The sequence below is a fragment of the Brachybacterium sp. GCM10030252 genome (assembly GCF_042666535.1).
In the GTDB taxonomy this organism is placed as follows: Bacteria; Actinomycetota; Actinomycetes; order Actinomycetales; family Dermabacteraceae; genus Brachybacterium.
Window position 1 is genome coordinate 288,989 of sequence record NZ_JBHTDM010000006.1, and the last position, 16,972, is coordinate 305,960.

General features: G+C 69.3%; 15 protein-coding genes. 8 read left to right on the top strand and 7 right to left on the bottom strand.

From position 1 onward, the window contains the following. Complete coding sequence (locus ACFQRJ_RS06190; RefSeq protein ID WP_377018103.1) at positions 1-762, bottom strand: SDR family NAD(P)-dependent oxidoreductase; 762 nt, start codon at positions 760-762, stop codon at positions 1-3. Between the two features lie 98 nt (positions 763-860). Here ACFQRJ_RS06190 and ACFQRJ_RS06195 point away from each other — a divergent pair, with 98 nt between their 5' ends. The 7 genes from ACFQRJ_RS06195 (at position 861) to ACFQRJ_RS06225 (ending at position 8,907) form a co-directional block, all read left to right on the top strand. Next, entirely contained in the window at positions 861-1,934 is a 1,074-nt protein-coding gene (locus tag ACFQRJ_RS06195; protein ID WP_377018105.1) for a zinc-binding dehydrogenase, read from the top strand. After that, positions 1,931-3,115: an L-rhamnonate dehydratase gene (gene rhmD / locus ACFQRJ_RS06200; protein ID WP_377018106.1), complete on the top strand. Its 1,185-nt coding sequence runs from the start codon at positions 1,931-1,933 to the stop codon at positions 3,113-3,115. Before ACFQRJ_RS06195 ends, rhmD begins: the two co-directional genes overlap by 4 nt. Positions 3,116-3,125: 10 nt before the next feature. After that, positions 3,126-3,977: a fumarylacetoacetate hydrolase family protein gene (locus tag ACFQRJ_RS06205; protein WP_377018107.1), complete on the top strand. Its 852-nt coding sequence runs from the start codon at positions 3,126-3,128 to the stop codon at positions 3,975-3,977. Between the two features lie 467 nt (positions 3,978-4,444). Further along, complete coding sequence (locus ACFQRJ_RS06210; protein ID WP_377018108.1) at positions 4,445-5,416, top strand: 3-hydroxyacyl-CoA dehydrogenase family protein; 972 nt, start codon at positions 4,445-4,447, stop codon at positions 5,414-5,416. Between the two features lie 174 nt (positions 5,417-5,590). After that, positions 5,591-6,991: a GntP family permease gene (locus ACFQRJ_RS06215; RefSeq protein ID WP_377018109.1), complete on the top strand. Its 1,401-nt coding sequence runs from the start codon at positions 5,591-5,593 to the stop codon at positions 6,989-6,991. Between the two features lie 24 nt (positions 6,992-7,015). Then, entirely contained in the window at positions 7,016-8,371 is a 1,356-nt protein-coding gene (locus ACFQRJ_RS06220) for a four-carbon acid sugar kinase family protein (protein WP_377018110.1), read from the top strand. Positions 8,372-8,451: 80 nt separating this feature from the next. Further along, positions 8,452-8,907 carry a PRD domain-containing protein gene (locus ACFQRJ_RS06225; RefSeq protein ID WP_377018111.1) on the top strand — a complete coding sequence of 152 codons (456 nt, stop codon included), beginning with the start codon at positions 8,452-8,454 and terminating at the stop codon, positions 8,905-8,907. A 24-nt stretch (positions 8,908-8,931) separates the two neighbouring features. Here the strand turns inward: ACFQRJ_RS06225 and ACFQRJ_RS06230 are convergent, their stop codons facing one another. The 5 genes from ACFQRJ_RS06230 to ACFQRJ_RS06250 form a co-directional block, all read right to left on the bottom strand. Next, positions 8,932-9,822 carry a carbohydrate ABC transporter permease gene (locus ACFQRJ_RS06230; protein WP_377018112.1) on the bottom strand — a complete coding sequence of 297 codons (891 nt, stop codon included), beginning with the start codon at positions 9,820-9,822 and terminating at the stop codon, positions 8,932-8,934. Beyond that, positions 9,822-10,667, bottom strand: a complete 846-nt coding sequence (locus ACFQRJ_RS06235; protein WP_377018113.1) for a carbohydrate ABC transporter permease — start codon at positions 10,665-10,667, stop codon at positions 9,822-9,824. Before ACFQRJ_RS06235 ends, ACFQRJ_RS06230 begins: the two co-directional genes overlap by 1 nt. 101 nt (positions 10,668-10,768) lie before the next feature. Next, positions 10,769-12,064, bottom strand: a complete 1,296-nt coding sequence (locus ACFQRJ_RS06240; RefSeq protein WP_377018114.1) for an ABC transporter substrate-binding protein — start codon at positions 12,062-12,064, stop codon at positions 10,769-10,771. Further along, complete coding sequence (locus ACFQRJ_RS06245) at positions 12,061-12,969, bottom strand: nucleoside hydrolase (protein ID WP_377018115.1); 909 nt, start codon at positions 12,967-12,969, stop codon at positions 12,061-12,063. The genes ACFQRJ_RS06240 and ACFQRJ_RS06245 overlap by 4 nt, the downstream gene beginning before the upstream one ends. Positions 12,970-13,029: 60 nt before the next feature. After that, positions 13,030-14,064, bottom strand: a complete 1,035-nt coding sequence (locus tag ACFQRJ_RS06250; RefSeq protein WP_377018117.1) for a nucleoside hydrolase — start codon at positions 14,062-14,064, stop codon at positions 13,030-13,032. A gap of 214 nt (positions 14,065-14,278) precedes the next feature. On the opposite strand from ACFQRJ_RS06250, the gene ACFQRJ_RS06255 reads away from it, so the two are divergent. Continuing rightward, a complete protein-coding gene (locus tag ACFQRJ_RS06255; protein WP_377018118.1) occupies positions 14,279-15,280 on the top strand; it encodes a LacI family DNA-binding transcriptional regulator in 1,002 nt (333 codons plus the stop codon). Positions 15,281-15,299: 19 nt separating this feature from the next. On the opposite strand, the gene ACFQRJ_RS06260 is transcribed toward ACFQRJ_RS06255, so the two are convergent. After that, complete coding sequence (locus ACFQRJ_RS06260; RefSeq protein ID WP_377018119.1) at positions 15,300-16,877, bottom strand: hypothetical protein; 1,578 nt, start codon at positions 16,875-16,877, stop codon at positions 15,300-15,302. Positions 16,878-16,972: the final 95 nt, after the last annotated feature.

The following is a 16,972-nucleotide window of genomic DNA, read 5'->3' on the forward strand; positions in this document are numbered from 1 at the left end:
TCAGGTGCGCGGACGCAGCGTCGTCATCCCCCCGTCGATCGGCAGCAGCACCCCGGTGGTCGAGCGGTTGCGCGGAGAGGCGAGGTAGCAGTGCGCCTCGGCCACCTCCTCCGGCTCGACCATGCGGCCGTGGGGCTGGCGCGCATCCAGCGCCTGCCGCTCCGCGACCGGGTCCTCGGCCTTGGCCAGCAGCCGGCCGATCCACGGGGTGTTCGCCGTGCCGGGGACGACGGCATTGACCCGGATGCCCTCACGCACCCAGTCCGCCGCCATGGCCAGGGTCATCGCCTGCACCGCGCCCTTGGAGGCGGAGTACAGCACGCGCTCGGGCAGTCCCAGCATGGAGGCGATCGAGGCGGTGTTGACCACCACGGCGTGCTCGGAGCGCCGCAGATGGGGGAGCGCGGCCGTGGTCACGCGGGCCACCGAGGTGACGTTCACATCCAGCACCCGCGCCCATTCCTCGTCGTCGTGGGCGTCGACCTGGCCCTGCGCCCCGATCCCGGCATTGTTGATCACGATGTCCAGGCCGCCGAGATGATGGGCCGCCTGGTCGACGGCGGCCTGCACCGCCTCGGTGTCGGTGACGTCGACCTGGATGCGCAGCGCCCCCTCGGGAGCGCCGGAGGGATCGAGATCGAGCGCCGCCACCGAGGCTCCGCGCGCGCTCAGGGCTCGGATCGTCGCCGCGCCGATGCCCGCCCCGCCGCCGGTCACCAGCGCCTTCAAGCCCTGGAACTCCGCGTCCTGGTTCGCCGTCATGGGCTCTCCTCCTCATCGAGTGATCGTCGCTGCAGGATAGGCGACCTCCCACCCCTGGACCACCACGCTTCCATCACCCGACCCCTCGAAGGAGCATCGTGCGAGCACTCGTCCTGACCGACTACCACCACCTGGAGGTCCTCGAGAGGGATCGTCCCGACCCCGGCCCCGGGGAGGTGCTGCTGCGGATCGCGGCCACCGGCATCTGCGGCTCCGACTTCCACGGGTTCACCGGCGAGAACGGCCGCCGCGTCCCCGGCCAGGTCATGGGCCACGAATCCGCCGCCACCGTCGCAGCCCTCGGGGACGGGGTCGATCCCGCCGAGCTGCCCGTCGGCGCCCCCGCGACCTTCAACCCGCTGGTGGTGCCGCCTGAGCAGGCCGAGCAGTACCGCGGCCGCGAGCAGCACGCTCCCGGCAAGCAGGTCATCGGGGTCGCCCAGGAGATCCAGGCGTCCTTCGCGGACTACCTCGTCGTGCCCGCACGCAACGTGCACCTGCTGGATCCGGAGCTTCCCCTGCACCTCGGTGCGCTCGTCGAGCCCCTGGCCGTCGCCGTCCACGCGGTGCGCCTGGGCCAGCCCGATGCGGGAGAGAAAGTGCTGGTCATCGGCGGCGGACCGATCGGGCAGAGCGTCGTGATCGCCCTGCGGATGGCAGGGGTCGACCGCATCGTGCTCTCCGAGATGGACCCCGCCCGCCGGGAGCTGGTCGCGGCGCTCGGCGCAGAGCCCGTCGACCCCTCTGCGGGCAGCACCGCCGACCTCGTGGCCGACGCGCTCGGCGGCCCGGCCGACCTCGCCGTGGACGCCGTCGGCATCAGCGCCACCATGGCCGACGCCCTCTCTGCGACGTCGCTGGGCGGACGCGTCGTCCTGGTGGGCATGGGATCGCCCAGACTGGAGCTGCCGGCCTTCGCCATCAGCACCGAGGAGCGCACCATCCACGGGTCCTTCACCTACACCGCGCAGGATTTCGCCGACGCCACTGCTTGGATCGGTGCGCACGCCGACGATGTGGCCCCGCTGGTCAGCGACGTGGTGCCGCCGGAGCAGGCCCAGGAGGCCTTCGCGAGGCTGGCCGCCGGAAAGGGCCCGGCCGGCAAGATCCTGGTGAGCTTCGAGCAGGAGGGCCCGTCCCAGCAGGAGGAGCACGAGGGGAACGCTGCATGAGCACCCATCAGCGCAGCATCCGCCACGTCCGCGCGTACACCGTCACCGGCGGCGGCGCCGATTACCACGACCAGGGCGCCGACCACTGGATCGACGACCACATCGCGACCCCGATGTCCGTCTACCCCGGTTACGCCGACTCCCGACAGTCTTTCGGACTGAACGTGCTGGGCACGCTGATGGTCGAGATCGAGGCCGACGACGGCACCGTGGGCTTCGCCGTCTCCACCGGTGGCGACCTCGGCGCCTGGATCGTCGAGAAGCACCTGGTCCGATTCCTCGAGGGCGCCGCGGTCACCGACATCGAGCGGATCTGGGACCAGATGTACCGCTCCACCCTGTTCTACGGGCGCCGCGGCATCGTGCTGAACACCATCAGCGCCATCGACCTCGCCCTGTACGACCTGCTGGGACGCCTCCGCCAGGAACCCGTGTACGCCCTGCTCGGCGGGCCCGTGCGCGAGGAGCTGACGATGTATGCGACCGGGGCCCGTCCCGATATCGCGAAGCAGCTCGGCTTCCTCGGCGGCAAGATGCCGCTGCATCACGGCCCGGCCGACGGGGCCGACGGGATGGAGAAGAACATCGCCCTGCTCGCCGAGATGCGCGAGAAGGTCGGGGACGACTTCTGGCTCATGTACGACTGCTGGATGTCGCTCGACGTCGACTACGCCACCCGCCTCGCCCACCGCGCCCACGAGCACGGCCTGCGCTGGCTCGAGGAGGCACTGATCCCCGACGACTACTGGGGCTACCAGCAACTGCGCCGGAACGTGCCACCCGGCATGCTCATCACCACGGGCGAGCACGAAGCCACCCGCTGGGGCTTCCGCCAGCTGCTCGAGATGGGCGCGGCCGACATCATCCAGCCCGACGTCGGCTGGTGCGGCGGCATCACCGAACTGCTGAAGATCTCCGCGCTCGCCGATGCGCACGGGGCGATGGTGGTCCCGCACGGCTCCTCCGTGTACTCGTACCACTTCGTCATCACCCGCACGAACAGCCCGTTCAGCGAATTCCTCATGATGCACCCCACCGCCGAGGAGATCGTGCCGATGTTCTCGCCCATGCTCACCGGCGAGCCGGTACCGGTCGACGGGAAGATCCGCGTGCCGGACACCCCCGGATTCGGGGTCGAGTTCAACTCCGAGATCCCCACCACCAGGCCGTTCACCCACTGAAGGAGACCCCATGCAACTGCGACGACTCGGCCCCCTCGGCCAGGAGAAGCCCGCCCTGGTCCAGGACGGCACCACCTACCGCCTCGACGACCTGACCGGCGACATCACCGGCGCGTTCCTCGCCGGCGGCGGCATCGAGCAGGTGGCCGCCGCGGCCAGGGCCGGTGAGCTGCCGGTGTGGGAAGGGGCGGAGCGCGAACGCATCGGTGCTCCGATCGCCCGTCCGGAGGCGGTGATCTGCATCGGACAGAACTATGCCGCCCACGCCGCGGAGTCCGGCGCGGAGCCCCCGAAGACGCCGATCGTCTTCTTCAAGCACCCCAACACCGTCGTCGGTCCCCACGACGACGTGCCCATCCCGCCGCGTGCGACCAAGGTCGACTGGGAGGTCGAGCTGGGCGTCGTCATCGGCGCCCGCGCCTCGTACCTGCCGCACGAGCAGGCCGCATCGGATGTCATCGCCGGCTACGTGACCAGTCATGACGTCTCCGAGCGCGACTTCCAGATCGCCGAATCCGGCGGGCAGTGGTCCAAGGGCAAGTGCGCCGAGAACTTCAATCCCGTCGGCCCCGCGCTGGTGCCGGCCGGCGAGGTCGAGCCACAGAACCTGCGACTGTTCTCGCGTGTCAACGGCGAGCCGCGCCAGGACTCCACCACGGCCGACATGATCTTCACCGTCGCGCAGCTGGTCCACCACCTGTCCCAGTACATGGTGCTCTCGCCCGGAGACCTCATCAACACCGGCACCCCGCAGGGAGTGGCGATGTCGGGACGGTTCCCGTATCTCGCTGACGGCGACGTGGTCGAGCTGGGCATCGAGGGCCTGGGGGAGCAGCGTCAGAGGTTCGTCGCGCGGCGCTGAGCCGGATTCGACGGGCGGCGCCGCCTGTGAGGCCTGGCCGGTCTGCATCGCCCGGTCAGGCTGGGCCGGCCAGCACCGGTGCCGCCGCCCGTGTCCACGAAGGGGACGCCAGTCGAGTCTGCCCTGCCATATGCGGGGCAGACTCGACGGGCGTCCCTTTCGTGGTCAATAGAGCCCGTACGTGGGGTGGCTTCGGTGGGTGTGCGCTTCGTGGCCATGTGCAGTGCAGACTCGGCGGACGTCGCCCCTCGTGCGGGACGTCCGGGAGCCGGGCGCGAGCACGGGACGAGCGACCGAGTGACACTGGTACTGTGTGCCCGGCCACCATGGTGGCCAATATCCAATAGGATCGCTATTCTCAAGGCAACACCACGTACTCGGGCTCGGCGGGACCAGGGCCCTGGGGCGTGGCGGCATCGGCGCCCTCCTCCGTGACGGGCGCACAGCTCGGACGAAGGAGTTCCCTCATGACCATCTCCACCGTGACCATCGTCGGCGCGGGCTACATGGGCGGCGGTATCGCCCAGGTCCTCGCCATCGCCGGCTTCGACGTGACCATCGCCGACGTCAGCATCGACAACGCGAACGCCTCCCTCGAGCGCCTGCAGAAGGAAGCGCGCGACTTCGAGGACCAGGGCCTGTACTCAGCGGGAAGCGCCGACCTCGTCGCCCGGAACATCACCGCCGGCAAGACCATCGAGGAAGCCGTCGCCGACGTCGACTTCATCGAGGAGGCCGTCTTCGAGCGCATCGACGTCAAGCGCGACGTGCTCGCGAAGATCTCCGAGCACGCCCGCCCCGACGCGATCATCGGCACCAACACCTCGACCATCCCGGTCAAGGAGCTCGAGAGCGCCGTGACGAACCCCGAGCGGTTCCTCACCGTCCACTTCTCCAACCCCGCGCCGTTCATTCCCGGCGTGGAGCTGGTGGCCGGCAAGGCGACCACCCCCGAGACGGTCGCCGCGGTCAAGGAGCTGCTGGCGAAGTCCGGCAACGAGGGCGCCCAGGTCGCCGACACCCCCGGCATGGTGCTCAACCGCCTCCAGTACGCCCTGCTGAAGGAGGCCACGTCCGTCGTCGAGGAGGGCGTGGCCACCGCCGAGGACGTCGACACGATCGTGCGCACCACCTTCGGGTTCCGGCTCGGCTTCTTCGGGCCCTTCGCGATCGCCGACCAGGCCGGCCTGGACGTGTACGCCAACTGCTTCGTGACCTTCGAGGACGCCTTCGGTGAGCGCCTGTCCACGCCGCAGATCCTCACCGACTCCGTCGCCGAGGACCGCAAGGGCGTCAAGAACGGCAAGGGCCTGCTCGGCGACTACGACGAGAAGACCCGCGAGGAGCTCATCGCGTACCGCAACAAGGCCTACGCGAAGATGTCGCAGCTGCTGACCGAGCTGGGCCCGGCCCCGCAGCCGACGCCGAAGGCCGACTGACACCCGCTCGACCGCTTCATCCCACTTACCTGAATCTGGCGGACTCCTCCCGTCGGCCGGGCATCGCCGCCCGGGCCTGAGCACCGCGCTCGGGGCCCGAGCTCGCGCCCGGGTCCCGAGCGCTTCTGCGTGAGGGGGCCGATGGGGTGACCGCCCCGTTCTCTGGAGAATCCCGTGGAAGATCTCGTCCTCGCGGAGCGGCCTGTGTGGCTGCTCCTGGCGATCGCCGTCGTGGCCATCGCCGTCCTGCTCGTCCTCATCATCAAGGTGAGGCTGCATGCCTTCTTCTCGCTGCTGATCATCGCCGTGGCCACCGGCCTCGCCGCCGGCATCAGTGTCGGCGACGTCATAGAGGTGGTGATCGAAGGGTTCAGCTCCACGGTCGGCACAGTGGCCCTGTTGGTCGGTTTCGGTGCCGTGCTGGGCAGACTGATCGAGATCACGGGCGGCGCCCAGGTGCTGGCCGACAAGATGCTCGACACCTTCGGGGAGAAGCGGGCTCCGCTCGCGCTCGCCGTGGCCTCGCTGTTCTACGCGTTCCCGATCTTCCTCGACGCCGGCTTCATCGTGATGCTGCCGGTGATCTACACGGTGGCGCGTCGCCTGGGCGGCTCGTTCATGCTCTACGTGCTGCCCTCGATCGCGTCGTTCATGATGATGCACGCCCTGCTGCCTCCGCACCCGGGGCCGACGGCCGCGGCCACCGTAATGGGCGCCGACATCGGCCTGGTCGTCCTAGTGGGCCTGCTGATCGGTCTGCCCACCTGGTACTTCGGCGGTTACCTCGTGGCCCGCGCCATCGCCAAGCGGTTCCCGAACACCCCGGTCCCCGCTCTGCTCGGTGACCCCCGTGACGTGCCGAAGGAGGAGCGCCCGGCGTTCGGCTCGATCCTGCTGGTGCTCCTGCTGCCGCTGGTGCTGATCTTCTTCAACACCGCCTTCTCGACGCTGAACGAGCAGGGCACCGTCGGCGAGGGGAACTTCGGCTTCCAGCTCTCCCGCCTGATCGGGGCGACCCCGGTGGCGCTGGCGCTGTCCGCGCTGCTGGCGATGCTGCTGCTGTACGTGATCCCGCGGCGCCGCCGTGGCGAGCAGATCGGCGGCCTGCTGGAGGATCTGGTCGACGACGCCCTGGCACCCGTCTGCTCGATCATCCTGATCACCGGCGCCGGCGGTGCGTTCGGCGAGATCCTCACCCAGACCGGGATCGGCGGGGAGGTCGCCGAAGGGCTCGACACGCTGGGCCTGCCGCTGATCGTCGCCGCGTACATGGTCACCATGGCGATGCGCGTGGCGCAGGGATCGGCGACCGTCGCCGCCACCACCGGTGCCTCGATCATGGCCCCGGCGATCACGGCCGGTGACTTCGGCTCCGTCGGCGTGGCCGCCGTGATCATCGCGATCGGCGCCGCCTCCATCGGCTGGTCGCACGTGAACGACTCCGGCTTCTGGCTCATCGGCCGGTTCTGCGGCTTCGATACCGTGACCACGTTCAAGACCTGGTCCGTGGTCGGCACGACCATCTCCCTGGTGGCCTTCGCGCTCTCCAGCGTGGTGTTCGTGATCGCCGCCTGACGGACGCTGCCTGAGGAGGTCCTCGTGTCCGAGAGCACCGATCGTCGACTGCTGGTCCTCGACGACGACCCCACCGGGTCGCAGTGCGTCGCCGGCGTGGACGTCGCCTTCGATCTCGACCCCGAGATCCCCGTCGGCGTCCTCGCACAGCCCGGCTCGGCCTGTTTCGTGCTGACCAACACCCGGGCGCTCGACGAGGCGGAGGCGGTCGCGCTGAACCGGCGAGTTCTGGCCGGCGTGCTGGAGTCGCCGGTCGCGCGCAAGGGTCTGCACGTGGTCTCCCGCTCGGACTCGACGCTGCGCGGGCACGTGATCGCCGAGCCGGCCGCGATCGCCGATGAGCTCGCTGCCCACGGCGTGGATGTCGACGCGATCCTGTTCGTGCCGGCGATGCTCGAAGCCGGTCGGTACACCGAGGACGACGTGCACTACGCGGTCGTCGGCGGCGAGGCGAAGCCTGTGGAGGACACCGACTTCGCCCGCGACGCCACCTTCGGGTACACCCACTCCGGCCTGCGCGACTTCCTCGAGGAGCGCTCCGGGGGAGCGGTGCGGGCGGCCGACGTGCTCTCGATCGGGCTCGAGGACATCCGCTCCGGTGGCGCGGACCGTGTGCACGAGATCCTCGCAGCTGCCCGCGGCCGCCGCTGGGTCGTCGTCAACGCCACCGAGTACTCCGACATGGAGGTCGTGGCCGAGGCCGTGGGCCGGATGGAGGCAGAAGGCAGGACCGTGATCACGCGGTGCGGGCCCTCCTTCGTCCGACCGCTGGCCGGGCAGACGGGCGCGAGAGTGGTCGAGCCGAGCTCCATCACGATCCCCGAGGGGCGCCTCGACCATGGTCTGGTCGTCGTCGGCTCCCATGTGGGCCTGACGACGACCCAGCTGCGCGCTGCTCAGCAGCGCGGCACCCTCGTCGAGGTCGAGCTGGACGTGCCCTCCCTGCTGGACGAGCGCCGCGACCAGCACCTCGCCGACGTCACCGCCCGGGTGCGAGAGACCCTGCAGGCGCAGGACTGTGTGCTCTATACCAGCCGCGATCTGGTGCGCACCGATGATCCCGCCGAGTCCCTCGCCATCGCCCGCAGCGTCTCCGAGGCCGTGGTCGAGGTGGTCCGCCGCGTGCGCGAGGCTCGACCCGCCTGGGTGGTCGCGAAGGGCGGCATCACCTCCCACGAGGTCGCCGCCTCCGGGCTGGGCATCCGCCTCGCCGAGGTGGTGGGCCAGTTCTGGCCCGGCCAGGTCTCCCTGCTGGCCGCACAGGAAGCGCCCGAGGAAGTCATGGGCATGCCCTACGTCGTCTTCCCCGGCAACGTGGGCGGAGAGCAGGGCCTCGCCGAGGTGGTCGAGCGCCTCAGCGCGGCGGTCCCGGGGCGCTGACCCAGGCGCTCCGGGCCGCCTCGGCAGACGGAGTACCCCTGCGGGCGGAAGTCTCCCACCTCTATCCGGCGGAGCTGCGCGTGGCCGGCAGGATCGTGGAATTCGTCGACCGGCGCACCGGCGGCGGACTTCCCGACGGCGAGGCCGTGCCCGTGGCTCTGTATCTGGTCACCGCGGGCTTCTCGGGCGGGTACCTCTCCTCGACCTACCGGATGACCGGGATGATCTCCCAGCTGTTCGACGTCCTGGATCAGGTGCTCCACGCGCCCATCGATCGTGACTCCGTCAACGCCGCCCGCTTCATCGCGCATCTGCGCTACTTCTTCGTGCGTGCGCACGAGCAGCGACAGCTGGACGACGACTCCGACCGTCTCGGCGGCGCCGTGCGGGAGGCCTTCCCCGAGGCGTACGCGGCGGCGCGGCGCCTACGCATGGTGATGGAGCTGCGCCTCGGCCAGGCGCTCAGCGACGCCGAGCTCACCTACCTCACCGTCCACGTGGCGCGGATGGTCGATGAGGCTGGCGCGGAGCAATAAGCCCTTTTCCGCGGCGTTTCCGTCTCAGCCCTTCGTCGCTCCCGCGGTGAGGCCGCCGACGATGAAGCGCTGCAGGAGCATGTACAGCACCAGGATCGGCACCACGGCGATGAGGATGCCCGCGGCCAGCCCTGTGTAGTTGGTGGCGAATTGACCCTGGAAGTTCAACAGGCCCAGAGGGATCGTCCGGTTGCCCTCGGAACTCAGCAGTGACAGGGCCAGGAACAGCTCGTTCCAAGTCGCCACGCCGTCGAGGATTCCCACGGTGATGATCGCCGGGATGGACAGCGGGACCACGACGCGGAAGAAGATGCGGGCGTCGCCCGCGCCGTCCAGACGTGCCGCTTCGAGCAGATCATCCGGGACCCGCCGGAAGAAGGACTGCAGGATGAGCACCTGCAGCGGCATGCCGAACGCGATGTACGGTGCCATGATCCCGAGGATGCTGTCAGTCATGCCTGCTGAGCGCAGCATCGTGAACAGGGGCACGATCGCAATGTAGATCGGCACCGTCATCCCGAGCACCACTACGAACAGCACCGCGTTGCGGAAGGGGAACTCGAGCTTCGCGAGGGAGTACGCGATCAGCGAGGCGAACACGACGCCGAGCGGCACTTTGACCAGCAGCAGGATCAGACTGTTGCGATAGGCCGTGCCGAACTGCCCGGCATCCCACGCCTCGGGGAAGTTGACCAGGGTGAACTCAGAGGGCCAGGACAGCGGCCCGTGCGAGATGAAGTCGGCCAGCGGCCGCAGCGACGTGGTCACCAGGAGCAGCAGCGGCGCGATCCAGAACAGGGCGGCGACGGCTATGGCGGCGCTGACCGCGAGGCGTCCCGTCGGGCGGCCTCGCCCGCTGCGGGTGGCCTTCCCGGTCGGGACGGTGCGGCGGGTCGGGGACACAGTCGTACTCATCAGTTCCTCACCTGCGATCGGACATAGGGGACGCCCACCCCGACGGCGACGACCGTGATCACCACGGCGATCGCGGTGCCGTAGCCGGCGTTGAAGTACTGGAAGACATTCGCGTACATCCACGTGCCCATGACCTGCGTGGCGTACCCAGGGCCGCCGTAGGTCATGGCGTAGACGAGATCGAAGACCTTGAACGACTCGATCACCGACAGCGCCAGCACGATGTAGTGGGTGTCCTTCAGACTGGGGAAGGTGACTCCCCAGAAGCGCTGCCACCGGTTCGCGCCGTCGACCTGAGCCGCCTCGTAGAGCTCGCTCGGGATGCTCTGCAGTGCGGCCAGGTAGAGCAGCATGGGGAAGCCGGTGCGAACCCACACGGCGGGAACCATGACTGCCCAGATCGCGGTCGAGTCCTGGCCGAGCCAGCTCTGGGCCAGTGCGTCCAGGCCGACGGCCGAGAGGGCCGTGTTGATCGCTCCCTCGCTGGGGTCGTACAGCCAGGCCCAGATGCTGGCGATCGACACCAGGGGCAGCACGGCGGGGGTGTAGAAGATCGTGCGGAACACCGGTGACGTGCGGGAGCTGCGATTGAGCAGCACCGCCAGGAACAGACCCAGAGCCATGGGGAGCACGATGGTCACCAGGCACCACAGCAGATTGTTCACAGCGGCGATGCCGACGACCTTGTCATTGAGCATGGCGGTGTAGTTGTCCAGCCCGACGAAACTGCGCTGGGGGGAGAGCCCGTCCCAGTTGGTGAAGCTGGTCATCATCGCTGAGATGACTGGCCAGACCAGGAACACCAGGTAGAACACCAGGCCGGGCAGTGCGAAGGTCCACGGCACCCACGGGCTGCTCCGTCGAAGGGGGCGTTGTCGCTCGCTCCCGGGGCGCCGGGACGAACGGGGCTCGTGCGGCACGAGAGGAGCGGCGGAGGCGGCGGTGGTCATCGGGAATTCCTCCAATCGGTGAGGACCTGCTCCATCTCTCTCGCGGCATCCGGTGGCGAGGTCGAGCCCTGCAGGACTCCTGACTGGACTGCGTAGTAGCTGTCCGATTGCGCCTTGGGCAGCGCCTGGTCCTGGATGGTGTAGATCGGGCTCTCGGTGCGGATCCGGCTCCACTGCGCGCTGAGAGGGAACTCGTCCTCATCCGGTGGGGCGGCCAACGTCGCCGAGGACGTGTTCTGCAGCGCGCGCTGGACGTCGGCCTGCATGAGGAAGTCGAGCATCTCGGCCGCCTCGTCGGGGCGGCTGGAGGTCTCGGAGATCATGAAGCCCTCGACGAACCCGGAATGGCGCACCACGTCGTGGTCCGTGGGAAGAAGGAACGTCGTGAAGTTCTCCGGAGGCTGGCCCGAGGGAACGATGTTGCTGGCCTCGATCCAGGGCCCGCTCAGGGTGTATGCGGCCGTGCCCTGGACGAAGGTCATCTCCGCATCGGCCGGGTCGATGCCCAGCGCCCCGGGCGCGATCCATTCCCGGTCGGCCCAGGTGCGGAACAGATCGAACGCCTCGACCACCTCGGGCCGGTCCCAGCTCTCCTCCGCCAGCAGCAGCGCATCGTGCAGCTGAGGTCCGGCGGTCACCTCCAGCAGATACTCGAACAGGCGCATGATGTGCCAGCCGTACTTCCCGCCCATGCCGGCTGGAGTGACACCGATGTCCAGGACCGCGTCGTTGAGCTGTTCGAGCTCGTCGTACGTCGTCGGGATCGCGGCGCCTGCGTCCTCAAGGATCGTGGCGTTGCACCAGGCGCCGATGGAGGAGATCTTCAGCGGGACGCCGTGGCGGTGGCTGGCGAACGTCATCCCCTCGACGCCCGGTTCGCTGAAGATCTGCTCCCAGCCGTACTGCTCGTAGTACTCATCCAGATTCAGCACCAGCCCTGCGTCGACGAAGGGCCCCCCGATCATCCCGCCCCAGATGCGCCACACATCAGGTGCGTTGCCCCCGAGGATCCGGGTGCGGAGCTTGTCGGGGAACTGGGCCGCACCCGAACCGGGCACGGTGTCGAGCGAGAACCGTGTCCCGCCGGACTCCTCGAAGGCGTTCAGCTGCTCCTGCATGAGTCCGGCCTCGGAGACGTCGTCGTAGGTCAGCAGGGACATCGCTCCGGTCGCTCCGGTGGCGCCGACCCCGCTGCCGCAGGAACTGAGGCCGACGGCGGGAAGTGTCAGCGCGCCGCCCAGCACCGCCCGCCGGCCGACGGATGGGAGCGCATGCGCTGTGCGGGTACTCATGAGGCGCCCTTGTCGGACGCCGCGAATCGCCGCAGCTTCGCGAAGAAGTCCTCGAGCAGGTAGCGGGTGTCGAACTGCTCGCACACCCGCACCGTGTGCTCCAAACCCGGGACCATGCCGCCCTCCTCGCCGAATAGCGGGGCCGGCACAGTGCGTACGACGGCACCGGACGGATTGAGCATGAGGCCGATGGCGGGGGAGTCACCGAGGGATCGGTGCTCCATGGGTTCCTGGGGCCACGTGGCGTTCCATTCCTTCAACTGCCGCACGAGATACTCGCCGAGGGGGCCGCAGGGCGAGACCTTTTCGTCGAGTTCGGCATAGCCGACGGAGACCATCCGGTACGCGGTCCGAGGCACCTGCCAGAGGCGGATCCCTGATCGGAACACCACGTTTGCGGCGGCGATGTCGTTCTTCAGATTGAACTCGATGCCCTCGCCCGGCTCGGCGGTCCCATACCCCGGGCCGCCGATCCAGATCACCGTGGTGTCGGTCGAGGCGATGCTGGGATCGCGCAGCAGAGCGTCGGCCATGTTGGTCAGAGGGCCGAGAAAGGCTATCTGCAATGGTCCCTCGTCCTGCTTGTGAGCCTCGTCGATGATGAGCTGTGCGCCGTCGGATCCGATGGGCGTCTGCTCGTCGGAGAGGGCTGCGGGGGCTCCGTTGGCGACGGGGACGTCCGGCATGTGGAGAAGGTCGAGCAGCAGGTCGATCTCGGCTCGGCTGTCGAGCATGCTCGTGGACGAGCGTCCCTCCCCGAAATGTGCGGCGATCAGGCCGCGGACGTCGAGCGTCTCGGACAGCAGCGCGTGGACGATGGCGAACTGGTCGTCCGCCTCGTTCTTTGCATCGGTGTCGATGAGGACGCGGCGGGCGCGGGGTGCGGTCTGGCTGAGAGCGTTCATGAGATTCTCCTCTGGTGATCTGGGGATGCCGGCCCTGCGGCCGACGGTGGGTGAGGCAGGTCAGGCGAGCGCCTGCCAGCTGTCGAACTCGCGGAGCTTGAGGAAGTAGTCATCGACCATGAGGCGGGTATCGACGCGGGTGTACACGCGCATCGGCCGTGAGCCGGCGCGAGCGTGATAGGTGCCGTCCTCCGTGATCCCGGGCGTCGGGCGTCGCACATAACTGCTCGAGGACGGGTCCGGCTCGAAGAGCGATTGCAGAGCGGTCAGCAGCACCAGGGGCGAGTCACCGAGGACGTAGGTACCGGTACCACCGCGGCCGCGGCCCGCGACCTGCTCGACGACTTCGCGCGTCTCCTCATACAGGTACTGGCCCAGGGACCCCGTCGTTGCCACGTGCAGCCGCAGCTCGGCGTCGGAGACGAGGCACTGGCGGTAGGTGTCGCGGGCAACCTGCCAGATCGTGAGCTCCTGGGTCTCGAACACTGTCTGAGCTGCAGCGAGGTCGACCTGGAGGTTGTACTCGATCGGCATCGCATCCGGTGGCGGCACCGCGAGGTCCGGATGCTCGGCCCCGCCGATCCAGATCAAGGTCATCCGTGCGGCGATCTCCGGTCGCAGCAGCAGCGCCGAGGCGAGGTCGGTGAGCCCGCCGCCGGCGGCGTAGAACAGGGGTGCGTCGGTGTCCTCGCGGAGTGCTTCGGCGATGATCGCGTCGGCAGCCGGAGAGGGGGAAGGCGTTCGGAGATCGGGCAGGGGATGGTTCGACCCCTCGTGGACGATGTCATGGGCGTCGAGGCCCATGCGCGAGAGGACGTCGTGTGCCACGGCCGTGGCATTGCGTGCCGAGTGCGGCCCGGGGTCGAAGGGGTCTCCCTCGCGCAGATGCGAGCCGATGACGGCTCTGATGTCGACGGTCGGGGAGAGGAGGTGGTGGACGAGCTGGTGCAGGTCGTCGGGATCCCCCGAGAAGTCGTTGTCGATGAGCACCCGCGGACGGGTTCCCACCGGAGTGGACAGGGACTGCCACGGCGTCTCGCCCAGGCGCCACCGGCGCTCGGCGGGCTCGGCGGGCCGAGGGGGGATACGTGTCATCGTCGACCTCGTCTTTTCACGATGACGACGTCATAGTCGTCAACCGGTTGACCAATATCTGTGATCGATCACCGAGGCTAGCATGTGATCGATCGCATGCCCAGTGGGTGGCGCGGATTCCTCTCCGGCCATCCGCGCGACGACGAAGGGACTACACGTGAGCGCTCCGCGGATACCGACGGGACAGACACTCTCGCGGCCGAGGCGGCCCGGCATGGCCGATGTCGGACGGCGCGCAGGGGTCTCGGCGCAGACCGTCTCGCGGTACGTCTCGGGCTCGGGCTACGTCGGGGAGGCGACGCGGGCGAAGATCGCCTCCGCGATCGCGGAGCTCGGATATCGACCCCACCGTGCGGCCGGCAGCCTTCGGGGGCGACATTCGGGCACGGTGGGTGTGCTGACGGTCGGGGAACTCGTCCACGGCAGCACCCAGATCCTGACCGGGCAGAACCGTGGCGCCCGGGACCTGGCGCTGACCCTGCTGGTCGCCCAGGTCGAGACGGAGCCTGGGAACGAGGGCTGGCCTGCCGAGGTCCGCCGCGCCGTCGACCACTTCCTCTCCGCCCCGGTCGACGGCATCATCGTCGTGACCTCGAGGGCGGGAGTCGACGAGCTTCTCGAGGAGGCCCGGTCCGAGGTGCCGGTGATCAACCTGTCCGAGTATTCGCGTCGTGGAGCCTCCGGCGACCCGACGCACTCCTACCAGGCGGGGCTCAGCGCCACCCGGCACCTCATCGAGTGCGGCCACGCGTCGATCGTCCACGTCGGCGGGCCGCGGACCCGTACCGAGGGGCTGGAGCGGGAGCGGGGGTACCGCGATGCGATGTGCGAGGCCGGGCTCGCGCCGGTCAGCATCGGCGACGCCCGCGATTGGTCGCCCGCTCCCGGCTACGAGGCCGGGCTCGCCGTCGACACCTCCAGCTTCACCGGCGTCTTCGCCGCGAATGACGAGCTCGCTCTGGGGTTCCTCAGCGCTATGGAACGGCGTGGCCGGAGGGCGCCGGAGGACTATTCGATCGTCGGCGTCGACGACATGCCCGCCGCCCGCTACTTCTCTCCACCGCTGACCACGGTGCGTCTGGACTTCCAGCAGCTCGGCAGGGCCTCCGTGCACGTTCTCCACGAGCGTGTGCGGGAGGGCGAGTCGGTCTCGCGACCGCACATCGCCCCACAGCTGGTGGTGCGCGACTCGGCGGGCCCGCCGCCCGCGAGCTGATCGACCTCCGGGCGGTCGGTCAGGAGCGGCCCGCGGCCTGAACTCTCAGGCGGGTCCAGTCGAACGCGTCCAGATCCGCTTCGCGCGTCGGAGCGCCGTCGGCAGCGAGACGCACCGTGCGTGGGCGACCGGAGAGGTTCGCGACCAGGATCGTGTCGGTCCCCCGGCTGCGGGAGCCCATCGCCCAGAGCACACCGTCAGCACTCGTCCCGCTCAGCAGCACACCCTCGTCGAGCTCGGCGACGGCCGCGAGCGCTGCATGGACTGGCAGCGGCGTGCCCTCCGTGGTGCGGATGCCGCGCGGGCCCCACTCCTCGAAGTACGTCAGGGATCCGACGCCCGGGAGCGCGAGGGCGGCCGCGCTCGCCACGGTCCACGCGGCCAGCTCCGGAGCGGATTGCCGGGCGTCGTCCGCTCCGGTGAGCTGGGCGCCGTACCCCTCCGCCAGGTCGGTGCGGACCGGCGTTGGCGCGGCCGACGTGGCGACGTTGTTGAAGCGTGGGCGCAGGGTCACCGGGCCGATGTGCACCGGGAGGTCCGGTGCCCGTGAGGTGGCGTTCTCGGCGATGACCCTCTGCATCGCCACGGCTTCGACGAGCTGTTCTGTCTCCAGGGTGTGGAACAGCGGTGTGGTGGGGAAGACGAGCCCATCCAGATACGTCGTGTCGACCCGGTCCCACTGGCGATTCAGTTCCGTGTAGTGGGACCGGGACCCGCCGACGATCGGGGTCCGTGGAGGCAGGGCCTCCCGGAGCGCGGTGACAAGCTGCGAATCGGAGACGTGGGAGTCCGTATCGACGATGCCGACCCATCGCACATGCGCCCCGGTCAGGCCCTGGGCCACCCGTTCGATGTGTGATCGCTGCGGTGGGGACGGGCTGACCACCATCACGGAGAGATCCTCGGCCCCGAGCAGCGCGCGCTCGAGGGCGGCGGGCCACGACGGGTCCCTCAGGTCCAGCTCGACATGCCGATGGGCGGCGACCGGGTCGTGTGCCTTCGGGCCGGGGCCCGGTGCCGTCGCTGCCCCGATGGCGATGGTCGGGAGCGAACCGGAGGCAGTGAGCCGGAGGGTCTCCACCCGCGCAGGCCCGGCCGGCGCGGGTGCTGTCGGCGAATCGGAGGCGTCGGCCACGACGGTCACGCGCTGCCGGATCCGCTCTCCGGGCTCCAGGGTGTAGGGGAACGGCCGGTCCAGCGAGCGGTTGTACGTCTTGTAGGAGGCGTCGGACCAATTCCGCTGGTCCTCCATCTCGAATTCGTCGCCCTCGAGGTCCACGCGCAGCGCGATGCTGTGATCGCACCATGCCAGCGACGCGATTCCGCGGGCGGGCTGATGTGGGCTGATGGCGACCGGGAACCGCAAGCGCTCGACCTCGCCGTCCGCATGCCTGACCTGCAGGGGCTCCCCGGCCAGGGACGGCGGATGGAGCACCACGAGACCGGTACGGTTCGTGTGCGAGCGCGAGCGGCTCTCCGCCTCGAGGGTGACGATGAGTCGGTTCCCGCGAGCTTCGACATTCAGGCGTCCCGCGAGGTCGACGCCGCGGTCGTCGATGTCGAGGTCGATCGTCAGCGTTGATGCCTCGGAGGTCATGCGGGGCCGAGCTGGCCACGCCGTCTTCCAATCGGCGTCGCGAGCGACCGCACGGATCCCGCGCAGGATGAGCTTTCCGTCGCAGCGGACATCTG

Bases quoted from the DNA above. Each gene is read 5' to 3' on its own strand.
- ACFQRJ_RS06190 (WP_377018103.1), bottom strand. From the start codon at position 762: ATGACGGCGAACCAGGACGCGGAGTTCCAGGGCTTGAAGGCGCTGGTG.
- rhmD (WP_377018106.1), top strand. From the start codon at position 1,931: ATGAGCACCCATCAGCGCAGCATCCGCCACGTCCGCGCGTACACCGTC.
- ACFQRJ_RS06205 (WP_377018107.1), top strand. From the start codon at position 3,126: ATGCAACTGCGACGACTCGGCCCCCTCGGCCAGGAGAAGCCCGCCCTG.
- ACFQRJ_RS06210 (WP_377018108.1), top strand. From the start codon at position 4,445: ATGACCATCTCCACCGTGACCATCGTCGGCGCGGGCTACATGGGCGGC.
- ACFQRJ_RS06230 (WP_377018112.1), bottom strand. From the start codon at position 9,822: ATGAGTACGACTGTGTCCCCGACCCGCCGCACCGTCCCGACCGGGAAG.
- ACFQRJ_RS06240 (WP_377018114.1), bottom strand. From the start codon at position 12,064: ATGAGTACCCGCACAGCGCATGCGCTCCCATCCGTCGGCCGGCGGGCG.
- ACFQRJ_RS06245 (WP_377018115.1), bottom strand. From the start codon at position 12,969: ATGAACGCTCTCAGCCAGACCGCACCCCGCGCCCGCCGCGTCCTCATC.
- ACFQRJ_RS06250 (WP_377018117.1), bottom strand. From the start codon at position 14,064: ATGACACGTATCCCCCCTCGGCCCGCCGAGCCCGCCGAGCGCCGGTGG.
- ACFQRJ_RS06255 (WP_377018118.1), top strand. From the start codon at position 14,279: ATGGCCGATGTCGGACGGCGCGCAGGGGTCTCGGCGCAGACCGTCTCG.
- ACFQRJ_RS06260 (WP_377018119.1), bottom strand. From the start codon at position 16,877: ATGACCTCCGAGGCATCAACGCTGACGATCGACCTCGACATCGACGAC.